13 protein-coding genes are annotated in these 17,292 nt (G+C 67.3%); 9 read left to right on the top strand and 4 right to left on the bottom strand.

The genetic code is table 11. The annotated features are described in order from the left end of the window. The first annotated feature begins 25 nt into the window (after positions 1–25). Positions 26–1,228 carry a Fic family protein gene (locus ABIC50_RS18285; RefSeq protein WP_354165967.1) on the top strand — a complete coding sequence of 401 codons (1,203 nt, stop codon included), beginning with the start codon at positions 26–28 and terminating at the stop codon, positions 1,226–1,228. Positions 1,229–1,337: 109 nt separating this feature from the next. On the opposite strand, the gene ABIC50_RS18290 is transcribed toward ABIC50_RS18285, so the two are convergent. Both ABIC50_RS18290 and ABIC50_RS18295 read right to left on the bottom strand, forming a co-directional pair. Further along, entirely contained in the window at positions 1,338–3,548 is a 2,211-nt protein-coding gene (locus ABIC50_RS18290) for a xanthine dehydrogenase family protein molybdopterin-binding subunit (protein WP_354165969.1), read from the bottom strand. Positions 3,549–3,550: 2 nt separating this feature from the next. Continuing rightward, positions 3,551–4,012 (bottom strand): (2Fe-2S)-binding protein, encoded by a 462-nt coding sequence (locus ABIC50_RS18295; RefSeq protein WP_175695206.1) that lies wholly within the window; start codon positions 4,010–4,012, stop codon positions 3,551–3,553. Positions 4,013–4,193: 181 nt separating this feature from the next. Between ABIC50_RS18295 and ABIC50_RS18300 the strand changes: the two genes are divergently transcribed. Together ABIC50_RS18300 and ABIC50_RS18305 are read left to right on the top strand one after the other, a co-directional pair. Next, positions 4,194–5,120 carry an AraC family transcriptional regulator gene (locus ABIC50_RS18300; RefSeq protein WP_011659200.1) on the top strand — a complete coding sequence of 309 codons (927 nt, stop codon included), beginning with the start codon at positions 4,194–4,196 and terminating at the stop codon, positions 5,118–5,120. A gap of 1,013 nt (positions 5,121–6,133) precedes the next feature. Further along, the gene (locus ABIC50_RS18305; RefSeq protein WP_354166493.1) at positions 6,134–7,507 is read left to right on the top strand and encodes a sigma-54 dependent transcriptional regulator; all 1,374 of its coding nucleotides are present in this window, start codon (positions 6,134–6,136) and stop codon (positions 7,505–7,507) included. A gap of 283 nt (positions 7,508–7,790) precedes the next feature. Here the strand turns inward: ABIC50_RS18305 and ABIC50_RS18310 are convergent, their stop codons facing one another. Next, the gene (locus tag ABIC50_RS18310; protein ID WP_011659197.1) at positions 7,791–8,282 is read right to left on the bottom strand and encodes a hypothetical protein; all 492 of its coding nucleotides are present in this window, start codon (positions 8,280–8,282) and stop codon (positions 7,791–7,793) included. A gap of 359 nt (positions 8,283–8,641) precedes the next feature. Between ABIC50_RS18310 and ABIC50_RS18315 the strand changes: the two genes are divergently transcribed. After that, the gene (locus ABIC50_RS18315; protein WP_354165972.1) at positions 8,642–9,316 is read left to right on the top strand and encodes a LuxR C-terminal-related transcriptional regulator; all 675 of its coding nucleotides are present in this window, start codon (positions 8,642–8,644) and stop codon (positions 9,314–9,316) included. A gap of 333 nt (positions 9,317–9,649) precedes the next feature. Here ABIC50_RS18315 and ABIC50_RS18320 read toward each other — a convergent pair whose 3' ends face one another. Continuing rightward, on the bottom strand, positions 9,650–11,203 hold the full coding sequence (locus ABIC50_RS18320; RefSeq protein WP_354165974.1) for a methyl-accepting chemotaxis protein: 1,554 nt from the start codon (positions 11,201–11,203) through the stop codon (positions 9,650–9,652). 258 nt (positions 11,204–11,461) lie between these two features. Here ABIC50_RS18320 and panE point away from each other — a divergent pair, with 258 nt between their 5' ends. The 5 genes from panE to ABIC50_RS18345 all read left to right on the top strand — a co-directional run bounded on the left by panE (position 11,462) and on the right by ABIC50_RS18345 (position 17,283). After that, on the top strand, positions 11,462–12,409 hold the full coding sequence (gene panE, locus ABIC50_RS18325; RefSeq protein WP_354165976.1) for a 2-dehydropantoate 2-reductase: 948 nt from the start codon (positions 11,462–11,464) through the stop codon (positions 12,407–12,409). Between the two features lie 249 nt (positions 12,410–12,658). Continuing rightward, positions 12,659–13,618, top strand: coding sequence for an AraC family transcriptional regulator (locus tag ABIC50_RS18330; protein ID WP_175658958.1), 960 nt, complete (start codon positions 12,659–12,661; stop codon positions 13,616–13,618). A 116-nt stretch (positions 13,619–13,734) separates the two neighbouring features. Beyond that, a complete protein-coding gene (locus ABIC50_RS18335; protein WP_354165977.1) occupies positions 13,735–14,700 on the top strand; it encodes a substrate-binding domain-containing protein in 966 nt (321 codons plus the stop codon). Next, positions 14,619–16,283 (top strand): sugar ABC transporter ATP-binding protein, encoded by a 1,665-nt coding sequence (locus ABIC50_RS18340; protein ID WP_502913478.1) that lies wholly within the window; start codon positions 14,619–14,621, stop codon positions 16,281–16,283. Before ABIC50_RS18335 ends, ABIC50_RS18340 begins: the two co-directional genes overlap by 82 nt. Further along, positions 16,270–17,283 (top strand): ABC transporter permease, encoded by a 1,014-nt coding sequence (locus ABIC50_RS18345; RefSeq protein WP_354165982.1) that lies wholly within the window; start codon positions 16,270–16,272, stop codon positions 17,281–17,283. Before ABIC50_RS18340 ends, ABIC50_RS18345 begins: the two co-directional genes overlap by 14 nt. The last annotated feature ends 9 nt before the right edge of the window (positions 17,284–17,292 follow it).

A 17,292-nucleotide genomic window follows, 5' to 3' on the forward strand; every position in this document is an offset into this window, starting at 1 on the left:
CCTACATGGAACCCTACGGCGAAGCATGACGACCGTTGCCACCTTCGAACCGCTGTTTCCCGAGGACCGTGTCCTCGATCCGCTGCTTGATCAAGCCGGGCAGCTCGTTGATTCGTCGCAGCGCTTGCTTACCGTGAGGGATACGCCATTGGCCCGCGCGCTCGCTCCCCAGTTGCGCGCGATGAATTCGTACTACACGAACAAGATCGAAGGCCAGCATACGACTCCGGCCAATATCGAGGCCGCGCTTCATCGGGATTATTCGTCCGACAGTGTGGAGCGCAAGAAGCAGCGCTTCGCGGTCGCACATATCGCCACGGAAGCGGCGCTCGAGGAAGAATGGGCCGCCCTTCCGGTCGCCGGGCTGTTCGAATCCGCGCGGATCCGGGTGATCCACGAGCGGTTCTTTTCCTGTTTGCCTGCGGATGAACGACTCACCGAGGACGGGCAAATCATTGTTCCGGGCGAGCTTCGGCGATCGGATGTGACGGTCGGACGCCATCTGGCGCCGGAGCCGGAGATGATCGAACCGTTGCTGCAGGCCTGGGCGGCACGTTATGCCCGCATTCGCGCGAAGGAATATCAGGTGATCGGGATCGCGTGCTCGCATCATCGTCTGGCGTGGGTGCACCCGTTTATGGATGGTAATGGCCGGGTAGCACGTCTGCATTCGCATCTTGCATTACGCGCCGCTGATCTCACCCATGGGCTGTGGTCGCCACTTCGCGGATTGGCGCGCGAGCATGAGCAGTATTACGCGAGGCTAAGCGAAGCCGATCAGACGCGGCGCAACGATCTGGACGGGCGAGGCAATCTGTCTCAGGAAGCCCTCGTCAAGTTCGCGCGGTTCTTTCTGGACTGCTGCGAGGATCAGGTCGGATTCATGGTCCGTATGACCGAATTCGAAGGTGTGACGGCGCGTATGCTCGATCTGCTGCGCTACCTGGAATTCAATCCCTGGACCATCCGTTCGGAAAAATCGGTTATCAAGCCGGAGGCCGCGGCGCTGGCCATGGAGTTCGTCGCACTGCGCCGAGCCGTTACGCGTGCGGAATTCTCGCAGATGCTCGGGGTAAGTGACGTGCTGGCGCGCCGCATCGTTCGATCGCTGATCGATTTCGGGCTGCTGACTTCTCCTTCGCACCGCGGCGAGCTTTCCTTCGGGTTGCCGCTTGCGGCACTTCGCTTTCTGTTCCCGAAGCTTTGGCCGGAAGTCGAACAGGAATGAGCGATCCGGGGCGATCGCGTCGCGGGCGGCGGGCTGCGGGCGGCAGCGCGGCATAAAAAAACCGGCCGCGCGACGTTCCCGTCGCACGGCCGGTTTTTCTCACCCCCCGTCAAGCCTTCGCGCTATCGCCCGAATCGAACGGCAGCACGTAATGCCGCTTGCCGGTCGCCGCGAAGATCGCGTTGGCGACCGCCGGCCCGATCGGCGCGACACCCGGCTCGCCGACGCCGGTCGGCGCCTCCGCCGACGGCACGATATGCACCTCGACCTTCGGCATCTCCGCCATCCGCAGCACGTGGTAGCCGTCGAAATTGCGCTGCTCGACGTGGCCGTCCTTCAGCGTGATCGCGCTGTGCAGCGCCGCGCCGAGCCCGAAGCCGATGCCGCCTTCCATCTGCGCGGCGACGATATCCGGGTTGATCGCGATCCCGCAGTCGACCGCGCACACCACGCGCTCGACCTTCACCTTGCCGTCGGCGTCCACCGACACCTCGGCCACCTGCGCGACATAGCTCTTGAACGCCTCGGCCACCGCGATCCCGCGCCCGCGGCCCTTCGGCAGCGGTTTCGCCGGATCCCAGCCGGCCTTCTGCGCGGCCAGCTCGAGCACGGCGCGCATCCGCGGCTCCTTCGCGAGCAGGTCGCGGCGGAACAGGTACGGATCCTTGCCCGCCGCGTGCGCGGCTTCGTCGACGAACGCCTCCACCGCATACGCGGTGTGCGAGCTGCCGACCACGCGCCACCACAACACGGGCACGCCGACCTTGGTGGTGGTGAGCTCGACCGACACGTTCGGCACCGCGTACGGCAGGTTCGCCGCGCCCTCGACCGACGTCGCGTCGATCCCGTTCTTCACCATGAACGCCTCGAACGGCGTGCCGGCGAGGATCGACTGGCCGACGATGCGGTGGCGCCAGCCCACCAGCTTGCCGTCCTTCGTCAGCCCTGCATCGAGCTTGTGAAAGTACATCGGGCGATAGAAGCCGCCCTGGATGTCGTCCTCGCGCGTCCACTGCAGCTTGACCGGCTTGCCGTCCGCGCCGAGCGCCTTCGCGATCGATACGGCCTCGACCACATAGTCCGACCACGCGTTCGCGCGCCGGCCGAAGCTGCCGCCCGCGTACAGCGTGTGGATCCGCACCTGCTCGGGCTTCAGGCCCGCGACCTTGGCGGCATTGCCCTGGTCGACCGTCTGGAACTGGTCGCCGGCCCAGATTTCGCAGCTGTTCGCCGTCAGCTTGACGACCGCATCGAGTGGCTCCATCGGCGCATGGGCGAGATACGGGAACTCGTAGGTCGCGCTGATCTTGCGCGCGGCGCCTGCGATCGCCGCGTCGGCATCGCCGTCCTTGCGCGCCGACGCGCCGGGCTTGGCGGCGAGCTGCCGGTATTCGCGCATGATCTCGTCCGAGCCGCGCTTCTCGGCGTTCGCTTCGTCCCATTCGACCTTCAGCGCGTCGCGGCCCTGTTTCGCGGCCCAGAAGCCGGTCGCGACAACCGCGACGCCGCTAGGCACCTGCACGACCGAAACCACGCCCGGCACGGCCTTCGCGGCCGTCGCGTCGAACGACCTGACCGTCGCGCCGAAGCGCGGCGGGCGCTGCAGCAGCGCGACGCGCATGCCGGGGAAGGTGGTGTCGAGCGTGAATTGCGCGGTGCCGTTCGATTTGGCCGACCCGTCGACGCGCGGAATGCGATGGCCGATCAGCTTGAAGTCGGCCGGCTGCTTCAGCGTGACCTTGTCGGGCACCGGCAGTTTCGATGCATCGGCGACCAGCGTGCCGTACGCGGCCGTCTTGCCGCTCTTCGCATGCGTGACGACGCCGTTGGCGGTGGTCAGCTCGCCGGCCGGCACCTTCCAGCGGGCCGCCGCGGCCGACACGAGCATCGCGCGCGCCTTGCCGCCCGCTTCGCGCAACTGCTGCCACGAGTTCGACATGGCCGAGCTGCCGCCCGTGCCCTGCATCGTGCCGAACGCGAGATTCGCATAGCGCTTCGCATCGGCCGGCGCGCTTTCGACGCGCACGCTCGACCAGTCGGCGTCGAGCTCCTCGGCGACGATCGTCGCGATGCCGGTGTACGCGCCCTGGCCCATTTCGACGTGCTTGGCGATCACGGTGACCTTGCCGTCGGGCGTGATGCGCAGGAATGCGTTCGGCGCGAAGTCGGCGGCGGGCGCCGTCGCGGCGAGCGCGCGGCGGCCGAGGCCGGCCCATTCGAAGCCGATCGTCAGGCTGACGGCGGCCGCGGCGCCCGCGGCCTTCAGAAAGGTGCGGCGCGCCGGGCGCACCGAATCGGGATTGTCGAGTTCGATCGTCATGGTCAGGCTCCCAGCGTCGCTGCGGCGTCGTGGATCGCGGCCCGGATGCGGGCGTAGGTCGCACAGCGGCAGAGGTTGCCGTTCATCGCGGCGTCGATGTCCGCGTCGGTCGGCTTCGGATTCTGTTCGAGCAGCGCGGTGGCCGACATGATCTGGCCGGACTGGCAATAGCCGCACTGCGGCACCTGCAGCTTCACCCAGGCGGCCTGAACGGCCTGCGCGGGCTTGCTCTGCGCGCCTTCGATCGTCGTGACGTGCTTGCCCGCGACGGCGGCGAGCGGCAGCACGCACGAGCGCACGGCCTGGCCTTCCAGGTGGACCGTGCAGGCGCCGCATTGCGCCATGCCGCAGCCGAATTTCGTGCCGGTCAGCCCCGCGTGCTCGCGGATCGCCCAGAGGACGGGCATCGACGGATCGGCATCGAGCGTGACACTCTTGCCGTTCAGGACAAACGTGGTGGGCATATTTTTGTCTCCGTGGGGAAAACCCGGCATGAGCCGGATCAGGTGGCAGTGTGCGCGAACGGTCGGTTTTTACGTCTACCCAATCCTGCAAATTTATTGAACAATCCTGCAAATCCCCGGCACGGCGGCAAGCGATTCGCTATGCTCCCGCGATCCAGGGAAATGAAGCGAGGAATCCGTCATGGACATGACCGATATCGCGGCGTCGCGCGAATCCGGACGGCGCGAACTGGCGTCGCTGATCGGCCGTTTCGCGCCGGCGGACGGCTCCCACTCGACCGCAGTGCCGGCGCTGATGCTGCACCGGCATGCGCATCCGGTCGATCTCGGCTGCGGCGTGTCGCGCGCCGCGCTCGTGATCGCCGCGCAGGGCGCGAAGCGCGTGATCGTGGCCGGCCAGACCTATGAATACGACACGCAGAACTGCCTGATTACGTCGATCGACTTGCCGATTCTCTCGCGCGTCACGCGGGCATCGCCGGACGCGCCGTATCTCTGCATGTCCCTGACGCTCGATCTGCAGCGCATCGTCGAACTCGCGGCCGAGATGCGGCTGCCGGAGCCCGAAGCGGGCCCCGAAGGCGAGGGCATCGCGCTCGCCGAGCTGACGCCGCCGCTGCTCGATGCCGCGCTGCGGCTGTTGCGGCTGCTCGATACGCCAGCCGATATTCCGGTGGTCGCGCCGCTGATCGAGAAGGAACTGCTGTACCGGCTGATGACGAGCGGACAGGGCACGCGGCTGCGGCACATGGCCGTCGCGGGCAGCCAGACGCACCGGATCGCGCGCGCGATCGAGTGGATTCGCGATCACTACGCGGAGCCGATGCGCGTCGATACGCTCGCGCAGGCGGTCAATATGAGCGTGTCGTCACTGCACCATCACTTCAAGCACGTGACCACGCTGAGCCCGCTGCAGTACCAGAAGCAGCTGCGGCTGCACGAGGCGCGGCGGCTGTTGCTGCGGCAGGGCGGCGACGTCGGTTCGGTGGCCGCGGCAGTCGGCTACGAAAGCGCGTCGCAATTCAGCCGCGAATACAGCCGGCTGTTCGGCGCACCGCCGATGCGCGACGTCGTGCATCTGCGCAAGACGGAGTTGCTCGGCACGTAGCCGGGGGCGCCGGTCATTGCGGTTGCGGCGAGCCCGACCCCGACCCCTCGCGGGTCGCGCACGAACTTCGGTTTCACGCGTGTATCCCGCAGGTGCGCGGACGGACCCATGCGGCAACTGCCGGCCGGAAACGGGCCAGATGCGGGCCGACCGCTCGAGTCGCGCAAAAAGATCGCGCAATGACGGACCTTCCGCGTAGATCTCCCGTGGTACGGATAGGTTTTCGGCGACGGGATGCGCGACCGATATCACTTCGGAAATGTTCCTCGCGCGTATAGCGCGCCGTCGCTTTTTCGACATGCAGACGCGTTGCCGGGGCCGAGGCGCAAGCTGCCGACGGTTGCCGCGATACATTCCTGAAACAAAACAGGCGATTCCCGACGATAGGTCGGGCCTTGCGCACGGTATGCGACGCGCAACCGTCGATGGAATCACGCATGGCATGCCGCTTGCGATATTGGATGTACCGGCGAGCGGTCGATCCGATGCAGCAAGGATGGCGCGTGGCCAACTCGTCAATAAGCACTCGGGGACACGATGATGAAGACCAGAAGCCATGACGTGATCCGCGCATTCCTTGCGCACCCTTGGCGTAGCCGCGCAGCGTGTCGTACGACTCGCGATGCAGTGCCTGCATCGCGGGTTCATCGCTGCCGTTTTCCCGGCATCCGCGTTTTGCGCGTGCTGGAACGCCTGTCGTTCCGCACGACGACCTGTGGACCGCGGTGGGCCCCTTCATCCGGATGGGCCACGCTGTTCGTGCCGGTCAGCTTGACGCCGATCCCGCTTCGGTCGTACAGGGCTGTATCGATTGCCCCGGACACATACCGGCGCTGGCTGGACTAGCTCGAACGCCGTCTATTCGCGCATTTTCGGTCGTTGAAGCGGCTGCCGTGTGCCGGCATGCCACGGGAGTGAATGTCGAAAACGATTGATCCGGGAAGGCGAGTGCCGTGAACCATTACTGCCCGATCAGACTGTCCGGCCCGCACGACGGCGAACGGGCCGCATGCATGCCGCCGTTCGTCCCGGGCCGGCGTCCCCCTGCCGCGCTCACGCGCCCGCTCGTCTACCTGTCGCAGCATCCCGATGCGTGGCTCGTCGACTGTCTCGCATCGCGCGGCTGGAACGTATGGCGGGCGAAATCCGTTGCGGACGCACTCAATCTCGTGAAGGCGAACCGCCTGCATGCGGGCATCGTCGATTTCGACGGCTTCGCGTCACCCGACGTCGCGTCGTTCGAGGCGCTGCTGCGCGATCCGCGTATCGGCTGGGTCGCGCTCGCCGACGACGAGCGGCTGCGTGACGCCACCGTCGCGCGCCTGATCCGCCAGTGCTGCTTCGACTACGTGGGCAATGCGACGGCCTGCAGGACGATCGGCTATCTCGTCGGCCATGCGTACGGGATGCTGAAACTCGTGGACAGCGAAAAACCGGCCGTCGATGCCGCGCCGCCCGGCGGGGCGATGATTGGCGCATGCGGCGCGATGCGCCGACTGTTCGCGACGATCCGCAAGGTCGCGAACACCGACGCCGCCGTGTTCATCGCCGGCGAATCCGGGACCGGCAAGGAGTTGACCGCGGCGGCGATCCACCAGCATTCGTCGCGCGCCGACGCGCCGTTCATCGCCGTGAATTGCGCGGCCATCCCGTCGACGCTGCTGCAGGCCGAGCTGTTCGGCCATGAACGCGGCGCGTTCACCGGCGCGCATCAGCGCAAGATCGGCCGCATCGAGGCCGCGCACGGCGGCACGCTGTTTCTCGACGAAATCGGCGCCATGCCGTTCGAGAGCCAGACGAGCCTGCTGCGGTTCCTGCAGGAGGGCAAGATCGAGCGGCTGGGCGGGCGCGTGTCGATTCCGGTGGACGTGCGGATCGTGTCCGCGACCCATGTCGATCTCGAGGCCGCGGTGCAGGCGGGGCGGTTCCGTGCGGACCTGTATTACCGCCTGTGCGTGCTGCGCATCGACGAACCGCCGCTGCGCGCGCGCGGCCGCGACATCATGCTGCTCGCCGATCATGTGCTGCGGCGCTATCGCGACGACGGCGCGCACCGGATTCGCGGCTTCACGCCATGCGCGATCGAGGCGATCCACAATCATGCGTGGCCGGGCAACGTGCGCGAACTGATCAACCGGATCCGCTTCGCGGTCGTGATGACGAACGGCCCGCTGATCTCGGCCGTCGATCTGGAGCTGAGCCAGTACACGTCACACCGGCCGCCGACGCTCGCCGAGGCGCGCCGGCAGGCCGAGCGCCGCACGATCGAAGAGACGCTGTTGCGGCATCGGCACCAGCATGCCGACGTCGCGGCGGAACTCGGGATTTCGCGCGCGACGCTGTACCGTCTGATGATCGCGCATGGGCTGCATAGTCTGCATGGTTGATGCGGGTTGGGCCCGGTCCGGGGCGGCGCGGCGTCGCGCGGCCGTAGCCTCTCTAGCTTATCGCCCGCTACCTCATCGGCGCTCTAGCACGTCGGCCTGCTAAGCCCGTCGGGTCGCCCGCCCGCAGCCCGCAGCCCGTCAGCCCGGCAACCCGGCAACCCGGCAACCCGGCAACCCGGCAACCCGGCAACCCGGCAACCCGGCAACCCGGCAACCCGCAGCCCGCTAGCCCACCAGCCCACCAGCCCACCAGCCCACCAGCCCACCAGCCCGTCCGTGCGCATCAAGCCGGCCGTTCGAAGCCCGATTCGACCCAGCGCGCGGCGCTGGCCTTGTTGAGCTTGAACCCGGCGGACACCTTCGCGTCGGCCAGCAGCTCGCCGTACGGGTCGAACGCCTTCAGTTGCGCATACGGCTCGAACTCGTCCGGCACGATGTCGAGCGTCACCGATACATCCTGCCCGTCGTCGCCCTGGACCGTCACCTCCTTGTGCAGCATCGCGCGGCGCTGCTGCTCGTGACGCATCAGCACCTCGGTCGCGGTCTTCACCAGCGTGCGGAACGCGTTCGCGTCCATCGGCTTCGGGTTCTTCTTGTCGCGGCCCATCGTCCACGGGCCGACCAGCGCGGGCTCGGCTTCGCCGTCCTTGATCATCTCGACGGCCCAGCCGTCGTCGTCCTCGTTCTTGATGATGCGGGCGGTCCAGCCGTTATCGTGCCAGAGGCCGTCCTGGTGGATGGCGGTGTCGTCGGATTGCAGATCGGATTCGGTCATGGAGGAAGCGCGGCGAACGGGCGGGCGCGCGGCCCGGAGCGGCGCGCTGCCCGCGGCCGGTCGCCCGGAGTGGCATGCAAAGGCCGCAATTTTACCCTGCGGGCCGTCCGTGCGGCCCGCGCCGCCCGCAATGTCGGCCATTCGGCCGACTCAGCCTGCCGCCGAATGGCCGGACCGACGCAAATATCAAACTCGTATTACGTTCCCGCAGGCCAATCTATACAGCGTCCGATATCCCGGCCGCGCGCCGCTCACTAGAATGACGTTCGAGATAAAAATATCTCGCACGTCATTCAACGCCGATTCGGCCGCGCACGCATTCCGCGTCGCGCGGCCCGGCGAACCTTCTGGAATTGCGCATGGGGAAATTCAGTATTCGCACTGTTTTCGCGTACGACTGGCCGCTGACGCTCGCGGGCATGGAGCACATTGCCGGCGACGCGTGCGCGATCGATCTCGTCGGCGTCTCACGGACCCCGGACGAACTGGTCGACGCGCTCGGCCGCATCGACTGCGACATCGTGCTGGTCGACTATGCGATCGGCCAGGACGCGCGGATGGACGGCCTCGCGCTGTTCGACTGGCTGCGCCGCTCGCGCCCGAACGTCGGCATCGTCGCGCTGGTCGGCAACGAGAATCCGGTGATTTTCCGCTCGATCCTCGCGCAAGGCGGCGCGAGCCTCGTCAGCAAGTTCGATGATGTCGGCCATATCGTCACCGCGATCCATTCGAGCTACAGCGGCGGGCGCTACCTGTCGCCGCTCGTGCGGCGCGCGCTCGAGGCGCTCGCCGAACACGACCAGCCGCCGGTGAAGCTGTCGACGCGCGAAATCGAGGTGATTCGCCTCTATCTGGCCGGCGTGCCGATCAAGACGATTGCGCAGCGGCTGAACAAGGGGAAGCAGACGGTCAGCGCGCAGAAGATCAGCGCGATGAAGAAACTCGGCGTGACCAACGACATCGAGCTGGTCCAGCGGGCGGCCGGGCTGGGGTTCGGCGGCGGGGGCGTGAGTCAGCCGGCCGGCGCGGGGTAAGCGCGAAAGCAGTGCGGGCCGGGCAGGGGCCGGCACCGCGGGGGCGCCGGGCCCATCCCGCGATTGGCCGCGAATCGGCGGAACCGCCGGAACCGCCGGGAATCGGCGGGAATCGCAGGAACCACCGGAACCACCGGAACCACCGGAACCACCGGAACCACCGGAACTACCGGAACTACCGGAATCGACGGAATCGACGGAATCGACGGAATCGACGGAATCGACGGAATCGACGGAATCGACGGAATCGACGGGAACCCGCGGAACCCGCGGAATCGGCGGAATCGGCGGAATCGGCGGAATCCGCCCGCAATCTGCCCGATTCCACCCCCCTCAGGCCGGCAATGCGAATCGCGTGACCGCGTCGCGCAGCGCTTCGGCCTGATCGCGCAGCGAATGCGCGGCCGCCGCAGCCTGCTCGACGAGCGCCGCGTTCTGCTGCGTGACCTGATCCATCTCGCCCACCGCGCGGTTGACCTGCTCGATCCCGGCGCTCTGCTCGCGCGACGCATGGCTGATCTCGTCGAGGATTTCGTTCACGCGCCGCACCGACTGCACGATCTCGGCCATCGTCTCGCCCGCGTGCGTGACGAGCGTCGCGCCGTGCTCGACGGTTTCGTTCGACGACACGATCAGCGACTTGATCTCCTTCGCGGCCGTCGCCGAGCGTTGCGCGAGCGAGCGCACCTCGGCGGCGACCACCGCGAAGCCGCGGCCCTGTTCGCCGGCGCGCGCCGCCTCGACGGCCGCGTTCAGCGCGAGGATGTTGGTCTGGAACGCGATCCCGTCGATCACGCCGATGATGTCGCCGATCTTGTGCGAGCGGTCGGTGATTTCGTTCATCGTGCGCACGACATTGTCGACCACCTCGCTGCCGCGCGACGCGACTTGCGCGGCCTGATCGGCAAGCGTCGCGGCCTGGGCGGCGCTGTCCGCGTTCTGCTTCACGTTCGCGGTCATCTGGTCCATGCTCGACGCGGTCTGCACGAGCGCGGCTGCCTGCTCCTCGGTGCGCTGCGACAGGTCGGTGTTGCCCGACGCGATCTCACCCGCGCCGACGTTGATGTTCTCCGTGCCCATCCGCACGCGCGACACCATGTCGATCAGCCCGCTCTGCATCGTATGCAGTGCATGCATCAGGCTGCCGCGGTCGTCATGTTTCACGTTCACGCGCGCGGTCAGGTCGCCCTGGGCGATACGCTGCGCGGCGTCGAGCGCGATCTCGAGCTCGCCGCCGAGGTTCGCGCGCACGCTTTTCAGCACCATCACCATCACGGCGGTCGCGATCGCGCCGAGCACGGCCGTCATCGCGAGCCAGCGGCCGACGCTCGCGAGCACCGCCGAACGCACGTCGTCCATGTACATGCCGGTCACGAGATACCAATCCCACGGCGCGAAGCGCTGCACCGCGCTGGTCTTGTCCTGCGGCTTGTCGGCGCCCGGCTTCGGCCACAAATACTCGACGAAGCCCTTGCCGCCTTCCGCGTTGCCGGCCTTCACGATCTCGACGAACAGGTGCTTGCCGTTCGGATCCGCGAAATTCGACACGTCCTTGCCGTTGAGTTCGGCCTTGATCGGATGCATCACGATCACCGGCTTCGAGTCGTTGACCGAGATATAGCCGTCGGTGCCGTGGCGCATCGCGGCGATCGCCTCGAGCGCCTTCTGCTTCGCGTCGGCCTCCGGCAACGCGTTCTGTTGCGACAGCTTGTAGTAGTGGTCGGTCACGCTCGTCGCCTGCGCGACCAGCGACGCCAGCTGGTCGCGGCGGTCCGTGATCATCGACGCGCGCGTTTGCCACGCGCCGATGCCGGCGATCACGAGCAGGCCGAGCCACAGAATGACGATCATCGAGGCGAGTTTCTGATTCAGGGAAAGGGTGCGCATGGGTAAGTGAGGTCGGTCGATCGGACAAGCGCGCCGTAACGGCGTGACGGGATAAGTCTTTGACGGCACGCCACGCGCATGACCGTAGGCGGGAAATCCCTTAGAAACGGCAGCCGCTCGATACCAGCGAGCGCGGTGCGGTCATCTATGCATATACATATTCGCCGTCGCTATACTGTCGGGCGATGACGGTGGCGTGTCGTGCCCGATAGTCGGGCTCAGGCCGCGGCGTCGAACGAACCTGAAAGGAGGCAACGGATGCGAATTCTGGTAGTGGGCGCCGGCGCGGTCGGCGGATACTTCGGCGGCCGGCTCGCGGCGGCGGGGCGCGACGTGACGTTCCTGGTGCGCGACGGCCGCGCGGCCGCGCTCGCGCGCGACGGACTCGTGATCCGCAGCCCGCGCGGCGACCTGACGCTCGCGAACGTGCAGACGGTGCGCGCGGGCGATACGGCCGCGCCGTTCGACCTGGTGCTGCTGAGCTGCAAGGCCTACAGCCTCGACGATGCGATCGCGTCGTTCGCGCCGTTCGTCGGGCCATCGACGCTGATCCTGCCGATGCTCAACGGGATGCGCCATCTCGACGTGCTGCGCGCCCGCTTCGGCGCCGCGCAGGTGCTGGGCGGCCTGTGCGTGATCGCGGCGACGCTCGATCGCGAGCAGCGGATCGTGCATCTGAACGATACGCACGGGCTGTCGTTCGGCGAACTTGCCGGCGGCGAATCGGCGCGGGTGCGCGCGCTGGCCGACGTGCTCGGCGGCGCGGGCTTCGATGCGACGCTCAGCGACGACATCGCCGCACGGATGTGGGACAAGTGGGTGTTCCTCGCGACGCTCGCGGCAAGCACGTCGCTGTTTCGCGGCTCGGTCGGCGACATTCTCGCCGCGCCGGACGGCCGCCGTCTGCTCGAGACGATGCTCGACGAATGCAGCGCGATCGCCGCGCACAACGGTTACCGGCCCGATCCGGCCGCGATCGAGCGGATGCAGCGGATGGTGCTGACGCCATCGCCGCTGACCGCGTCGATGCTGCGCGATGTCGAGAACCGCGCGCGGGTCGAAGCCGACCACGTGATCGGCGACCTGCTCGCGCGCCGCGACCCGCAGGCGGCGGATGCGTTGTCGCTGCTGCGCATCGCCTACAACCACCTGAAGACGTACGAGGTGCGCGTCGCACGGGAAAACGCGGCTGCGTCGTCGCGGTAGCCATCGGCGTCGAGCCGCATTGCCGGATCCGCACGGCGGCGGTTCGTTGCCGCCGGCGGCCGGTACACATTCCGCGCTGCACAATTTTGCCGTCTGGCGGCGTTTCCGCCCGCAAACCGCAAAAAAGTATCGAAAATCAGGCGTAAAGTTGGTGGAGCCGCGCGCGCGATCGACCTACATTGCTTTCCATGCGACCGGTCGCGATGCAGAACGGCCCGGCCAGCGACACATGGGAATGGAGACGCCAGGATGATGCACCCCGATCTGGAAGTGGTCGAAGTGCGACGCGACGAGTCGTTCAAAGTCTGGTCGCACGGCTATCCGTATCGCACGATCCGCTGGCATTTTCATCCCGAATTCGAACTGCACTTGATCGTCGCGACGCGCGGCAAGTATTTCGTCGGCGACCATATCGGCTCGTTCGGCCCGGGCCATCTCGTGCTGCTCGGCCCAAACCTGCCGCACAACTGGGTCAGCGACATGGCGGAAGGCGAAACCGTCGAGCGCCGCAATCTGGTGATTCAGTTCGATCCGTCGTTCGTGCGCCGCTGCATGGACGCGTTTCCCGAATGCCGCGATGCGCAGGCGCTGCTCGACGACGCGCGGCGTGGCGTCGGTTTCGATGACGCCACGAGCGCGGCGATCGCGCCGCTGTTCGACGAACTGCTGGGCGCGCGCGGCATGCGCCGCATCGCGCTGTTCATGACGATCCTCGAGCGGCTGTGCGGCGCGGCGCAACGCACGCTGCTCGCGAGCCCCGCCTACGACCAGGCGCACGTGACGCCCACGCGGCTCAGCCACGCGCTGTCGTACATCGGCAAGAACCTCGCGTCGGAGCTGCGGGAATCGGATCTCGCGCAACTGACCGGGCAGAGCGTCAGCGCGTTCTCGCGCGCGTTCCACCGTCATACGGGCATGCCGTTCGTCCAGTACGTGAACCGCCTGCGCATCGAATCCGCGTGCCAGATGCTGCTCGCCGACGACGCGAACATCACCGACATCTGCTTCCAGGCCGGCTTCAACAACGTGTCCAACTTCAACCGCCAGTTCCGCGCGGTGAAGGGGATGGCGCCGTCCGAGTTTCGCGCGCTCCAGCGCCTGAACGCGCGCAGCCGCGAACTCGCGCTGCACGCGGCGCCTACCGGCAATCCGATGCCGCCGCGCGTGGTGACACCCATCGCGCCCGGGCTCGTACCGCAGCCCGGATGATCGCCGGGCGCTCGCCCGACCTTTTCTCGCCGTTTTACCCAGCCAATCGCGCCGTTCGCGTCGCGAGGGGCTCGCTCACCCACGAAAAAGCTGCACACACAACCGGAGACACCGTCATGACGCACGCATCGCCCACCGCATCTCCTGCCGCATCCCCCGCTTCCTCCCTGCGCCGCGGCGCCCGCCTCGCGGCCCTCGCCACGCTTGCCGTCGCGGCCGTGCTGCCGGCCGTCGCGCACGCCGCGCCGCTGCGCATCGGCATGACGTTCCAGGAGCTGAACAACCCGTATTTCGTGACGATGCAGAAGGCGCTGAACGATGCGGCCGCGTCGATCGGCGCGCAGGTCGTCGTCACCGACGCGCATCACGACGTCAGCAAGCAGGTGAGCGACGTCGAGGACATGCTGCAGAAGAAGATCGACATCCTGCTCGTGAATCCGACCGACTCGACCGGCATCCAGTCGGCGATCACGCAGGCGAAGAAGGCCGGCGCGGTGGTCGTGGCCGTCGATGCGAACGCGAACGGCCCGGTCGATTCGTTCGTCGGCTCGAAGAACTACGACGCCGGCGTGATGTCGTGCGAATACCTCGCGAAGGCGATCGGCGGCAGCGGCGAGGTGGCGATCCTCGACGGCATTCCGGTCGTGCCGATTCTCGAACGCGTGCGCGGCTGCAAGGCCGGGCTCGCGAAATTCCCGAACGTGAAGCTGGTCGACACGCAGAACGGCAAGCAGGAGCGCGCGACCGCGCTGTCGGTGACCGAAAACATGATCTCCGCGCATCCGAACCTGAAGGGCATCTTCAGCGTGAACGACGGCGGCTCGATGGGTGCGCTCGCCGCGATCGAGGGTTCCGGCAAGGACATCAAGCTGACGAGCGTCGACGGCGCGCCCGAGGCGATCGCCGCGATCCAGAAGCCGAACTCGAAGTTCATCGAGACGACCGCGCAGTTTCCGGCCGACCAGGTGCGCATCGCGCTCGGCATCGCGATCGCGCGCAAGTGGGGCGCGACGGTGCCGAAGGCGATCCCGGTCGACGTGAAGGTCGTCGATCGCGGCAACGCGAAGGGGTTCAGCTGGTGAGCGACGTGCGACGCGACGCGAACGGCGGCGGCTTGGCCGCTGCCCTTCGCACGGAGAAGCCGATGGACACGATACTCAGGCTCAGCCACATCACGAAAAGCTTTCCGGGCGTGAAGGCGCTGTCGGACATTCATCTCGAGATCGCGCGCGGCGAGATTCACGCGCTGCTCGGCGAGAACGGCGCCGGCAAGTCGACGCTGATGAAGATCCTCTGCGGGATCCATCAACCGGATGCGGGCACGATCGAGATCGATGGCGCCGCACGGCATTTCACGAGTTATCACGACGCGGTCGCGGCCGGTGTCGGCATCGTGTTCCAGGAATTCAGCCTGATTCCGCACCTCGATGCCGTCGACAACCTGTTCCTCGGCCGCGAGCTGCGTACTCGCTGGGGCGTGCGCGACCGCGCGCGGATGCGCCGTGCGGCGGCCGGCATCTTCGCGCGGCTCGGCGTGTCGATCGATCTCGATGCGCCGCTGCGCACGCTGTCGGTCGCGCAGCAGCAATTCGTCGAGATCGGCAAGGCGCTGTCGCTCGATGCACGCATCCTGATCCTCGACGAGCCGACCGCCACGCTCACGCCGGCCGAGGCCGAACACCTGTTCGCGATCATGCGCGAGCTGAAGCGGCAGGGTGTCGCGATGATCTTCATCTCGCATCATCTCGACGAAATCTTCGCCGTGTGCGATCGCATCACGGTGTTGCGCGATGGCCAGTATGTCGCGACGACCGACGTCGCGCGCACGGACGTCGAGCAGCTGGTCCGGATGATGGTCGGCCGCCGGCTCGAGAGCAGCTTTCCGCCGAAGCCGGTGCGGGCGGCCGATGCGCCGGCCGTGCTCGAAGTCGACGCGCTGCAGATCGAACGCGACGGGCCGGTGAACCGCTTCGCGCTGCATGCAGGCGAGATCCTCGGTTTCGCCGGCTTAGTCGGCTCGGGCCGCACCGAGACCGCGCTCGCGGTGATCGGGGCGACGCGCGCGCATCGCAAGACGGTGCGCGTGCGCGGCACGCCGGCGAAGCTTGCCGATCCGGCCGACGCGCTGCGTGCGGGCATCGGCATCCTGCCGGAAAGCCGCAAGACGGAAGGGCTCGTCACGTCGTTTTCGATCCGCGACAACATCTCGCTGAACAACCTCGGCAAGTACCGGTCGATGCGCTGGCTGATCGACCGCCGCGGCGAGGCCCGCACGACGCACGACGTGATGCGGCGCGTCGGCGTGAAGGCGCCGTCGATCCATACCGAGGTGGCCACGCTGTCCGGCGGCAACCAGCAGAAGGTCGTGATCGCGCGCTGGCTGAACCATCACGCGAGCGTGCTGATCTTCGACGAGCCGACGCGCGGCATCGACGTCGGCGCCAAAGCGGAAATCTACGGGCTGATGCGCGAACTCACCGCGCGCGGCTACGCCATCATCATGATCTCGTCCGAACTGCCGGAGATCGTCGGCATGTGCGATCGCGTCGCCGTGTTCCGGCAGGGCCGCATCGAGGCGACGCTCGAAGGCGACGAGATCGATCCCGACACGGTCATGACCCATGCCACGGCCGGCACGCGAGGAGCGACCCATGAACCTGCATGAATCTTCTTCCACGCCTTCCACGACGCTCGCGGCGGCTGCCGGAAACGGCGAGGCGCCGCCGCCGCGCGCGATGTGGACGCAGTTGCGGCGCTCCACGCTGTTCTATCCGCTCGTCGGGCTGATCGTCGTGTGCGTCGCGATGATGATCGCGAGCCCGAGCTTCCTGTCGGCGGCGAACCTGGAAAACGTGCTGCGCCAGGTGTCGATCAACGCGATCATCGCGGTCGGCATGACCTGCGTGATCCTCACGGGCGGGATCGACCTGTCGGTCGGCTCGGTGATGGCGTTGTCCGGCACGCTCGCGGCCGGGCTGATGGTAGCCGGCGTCAACGCCGTCGCCGCGCTCGCGATCGGTATCGCCGTGGGCTTCGGGTTCGGCTTCCTGAACGGCGTGTTCGTCGCGTTCGCGGGGATGCCGCCGATCATCGTCACGCTCGCGACGATGGGCATCGCGCGCGGCCTCGCGCTGATCTATACGGGCGGCTATCCGATCGACGGGCTGCCCGACTGGGTCGCGTTCTTCGGCAGCGGCAAGGTGCTCGGTATCCAGGCGCCCGTGCTGATCATGCTGATCGTCTATGCGATCGCGTGGCTGCTGCTCGATCGCATGCCGTTCGGCCGCTATGTGTATGCGATCGGCGGCAACGAGCAGGCGACGCGGCTGACCGGCGTGCGCGTCGCGCGCGTGAAGCTGATCGTGTACACGCTGGCCGGGCTCACGTCCGCGCTCGCGGCGATCGTGCTGACCGGGCGCCTGATGAGCGGACAGCCGAACGCGGGCGTCGGCTTCGAGCTCGATGCGATCGCGGCCGTCGTGATGGGCGGCACGTCGATCTCCGGCGGGCGCGGCGCGATTCTCGGCACGCTCGTCGGCGCGCTGCTGCTCGGCGTGCTCAACAACGGACTGAACATGATCGGCGTGAACCCGTATGTGCAGAACGTGATCAAGGGCGGAATCATCCTGCTCGCGATCTACATCAGCCGCGAACGATCGCGGTAACCGGCTATT

This window comes from Burkholderia sp. 567, assembly GCF_040545115.1.
Lineage (GTDB): Bacteria > Pseudomonadota > Gammaproteobacteria > Burkholderiales > Burkholderiaceae > Burkholderia > Burkholderia ambifaria.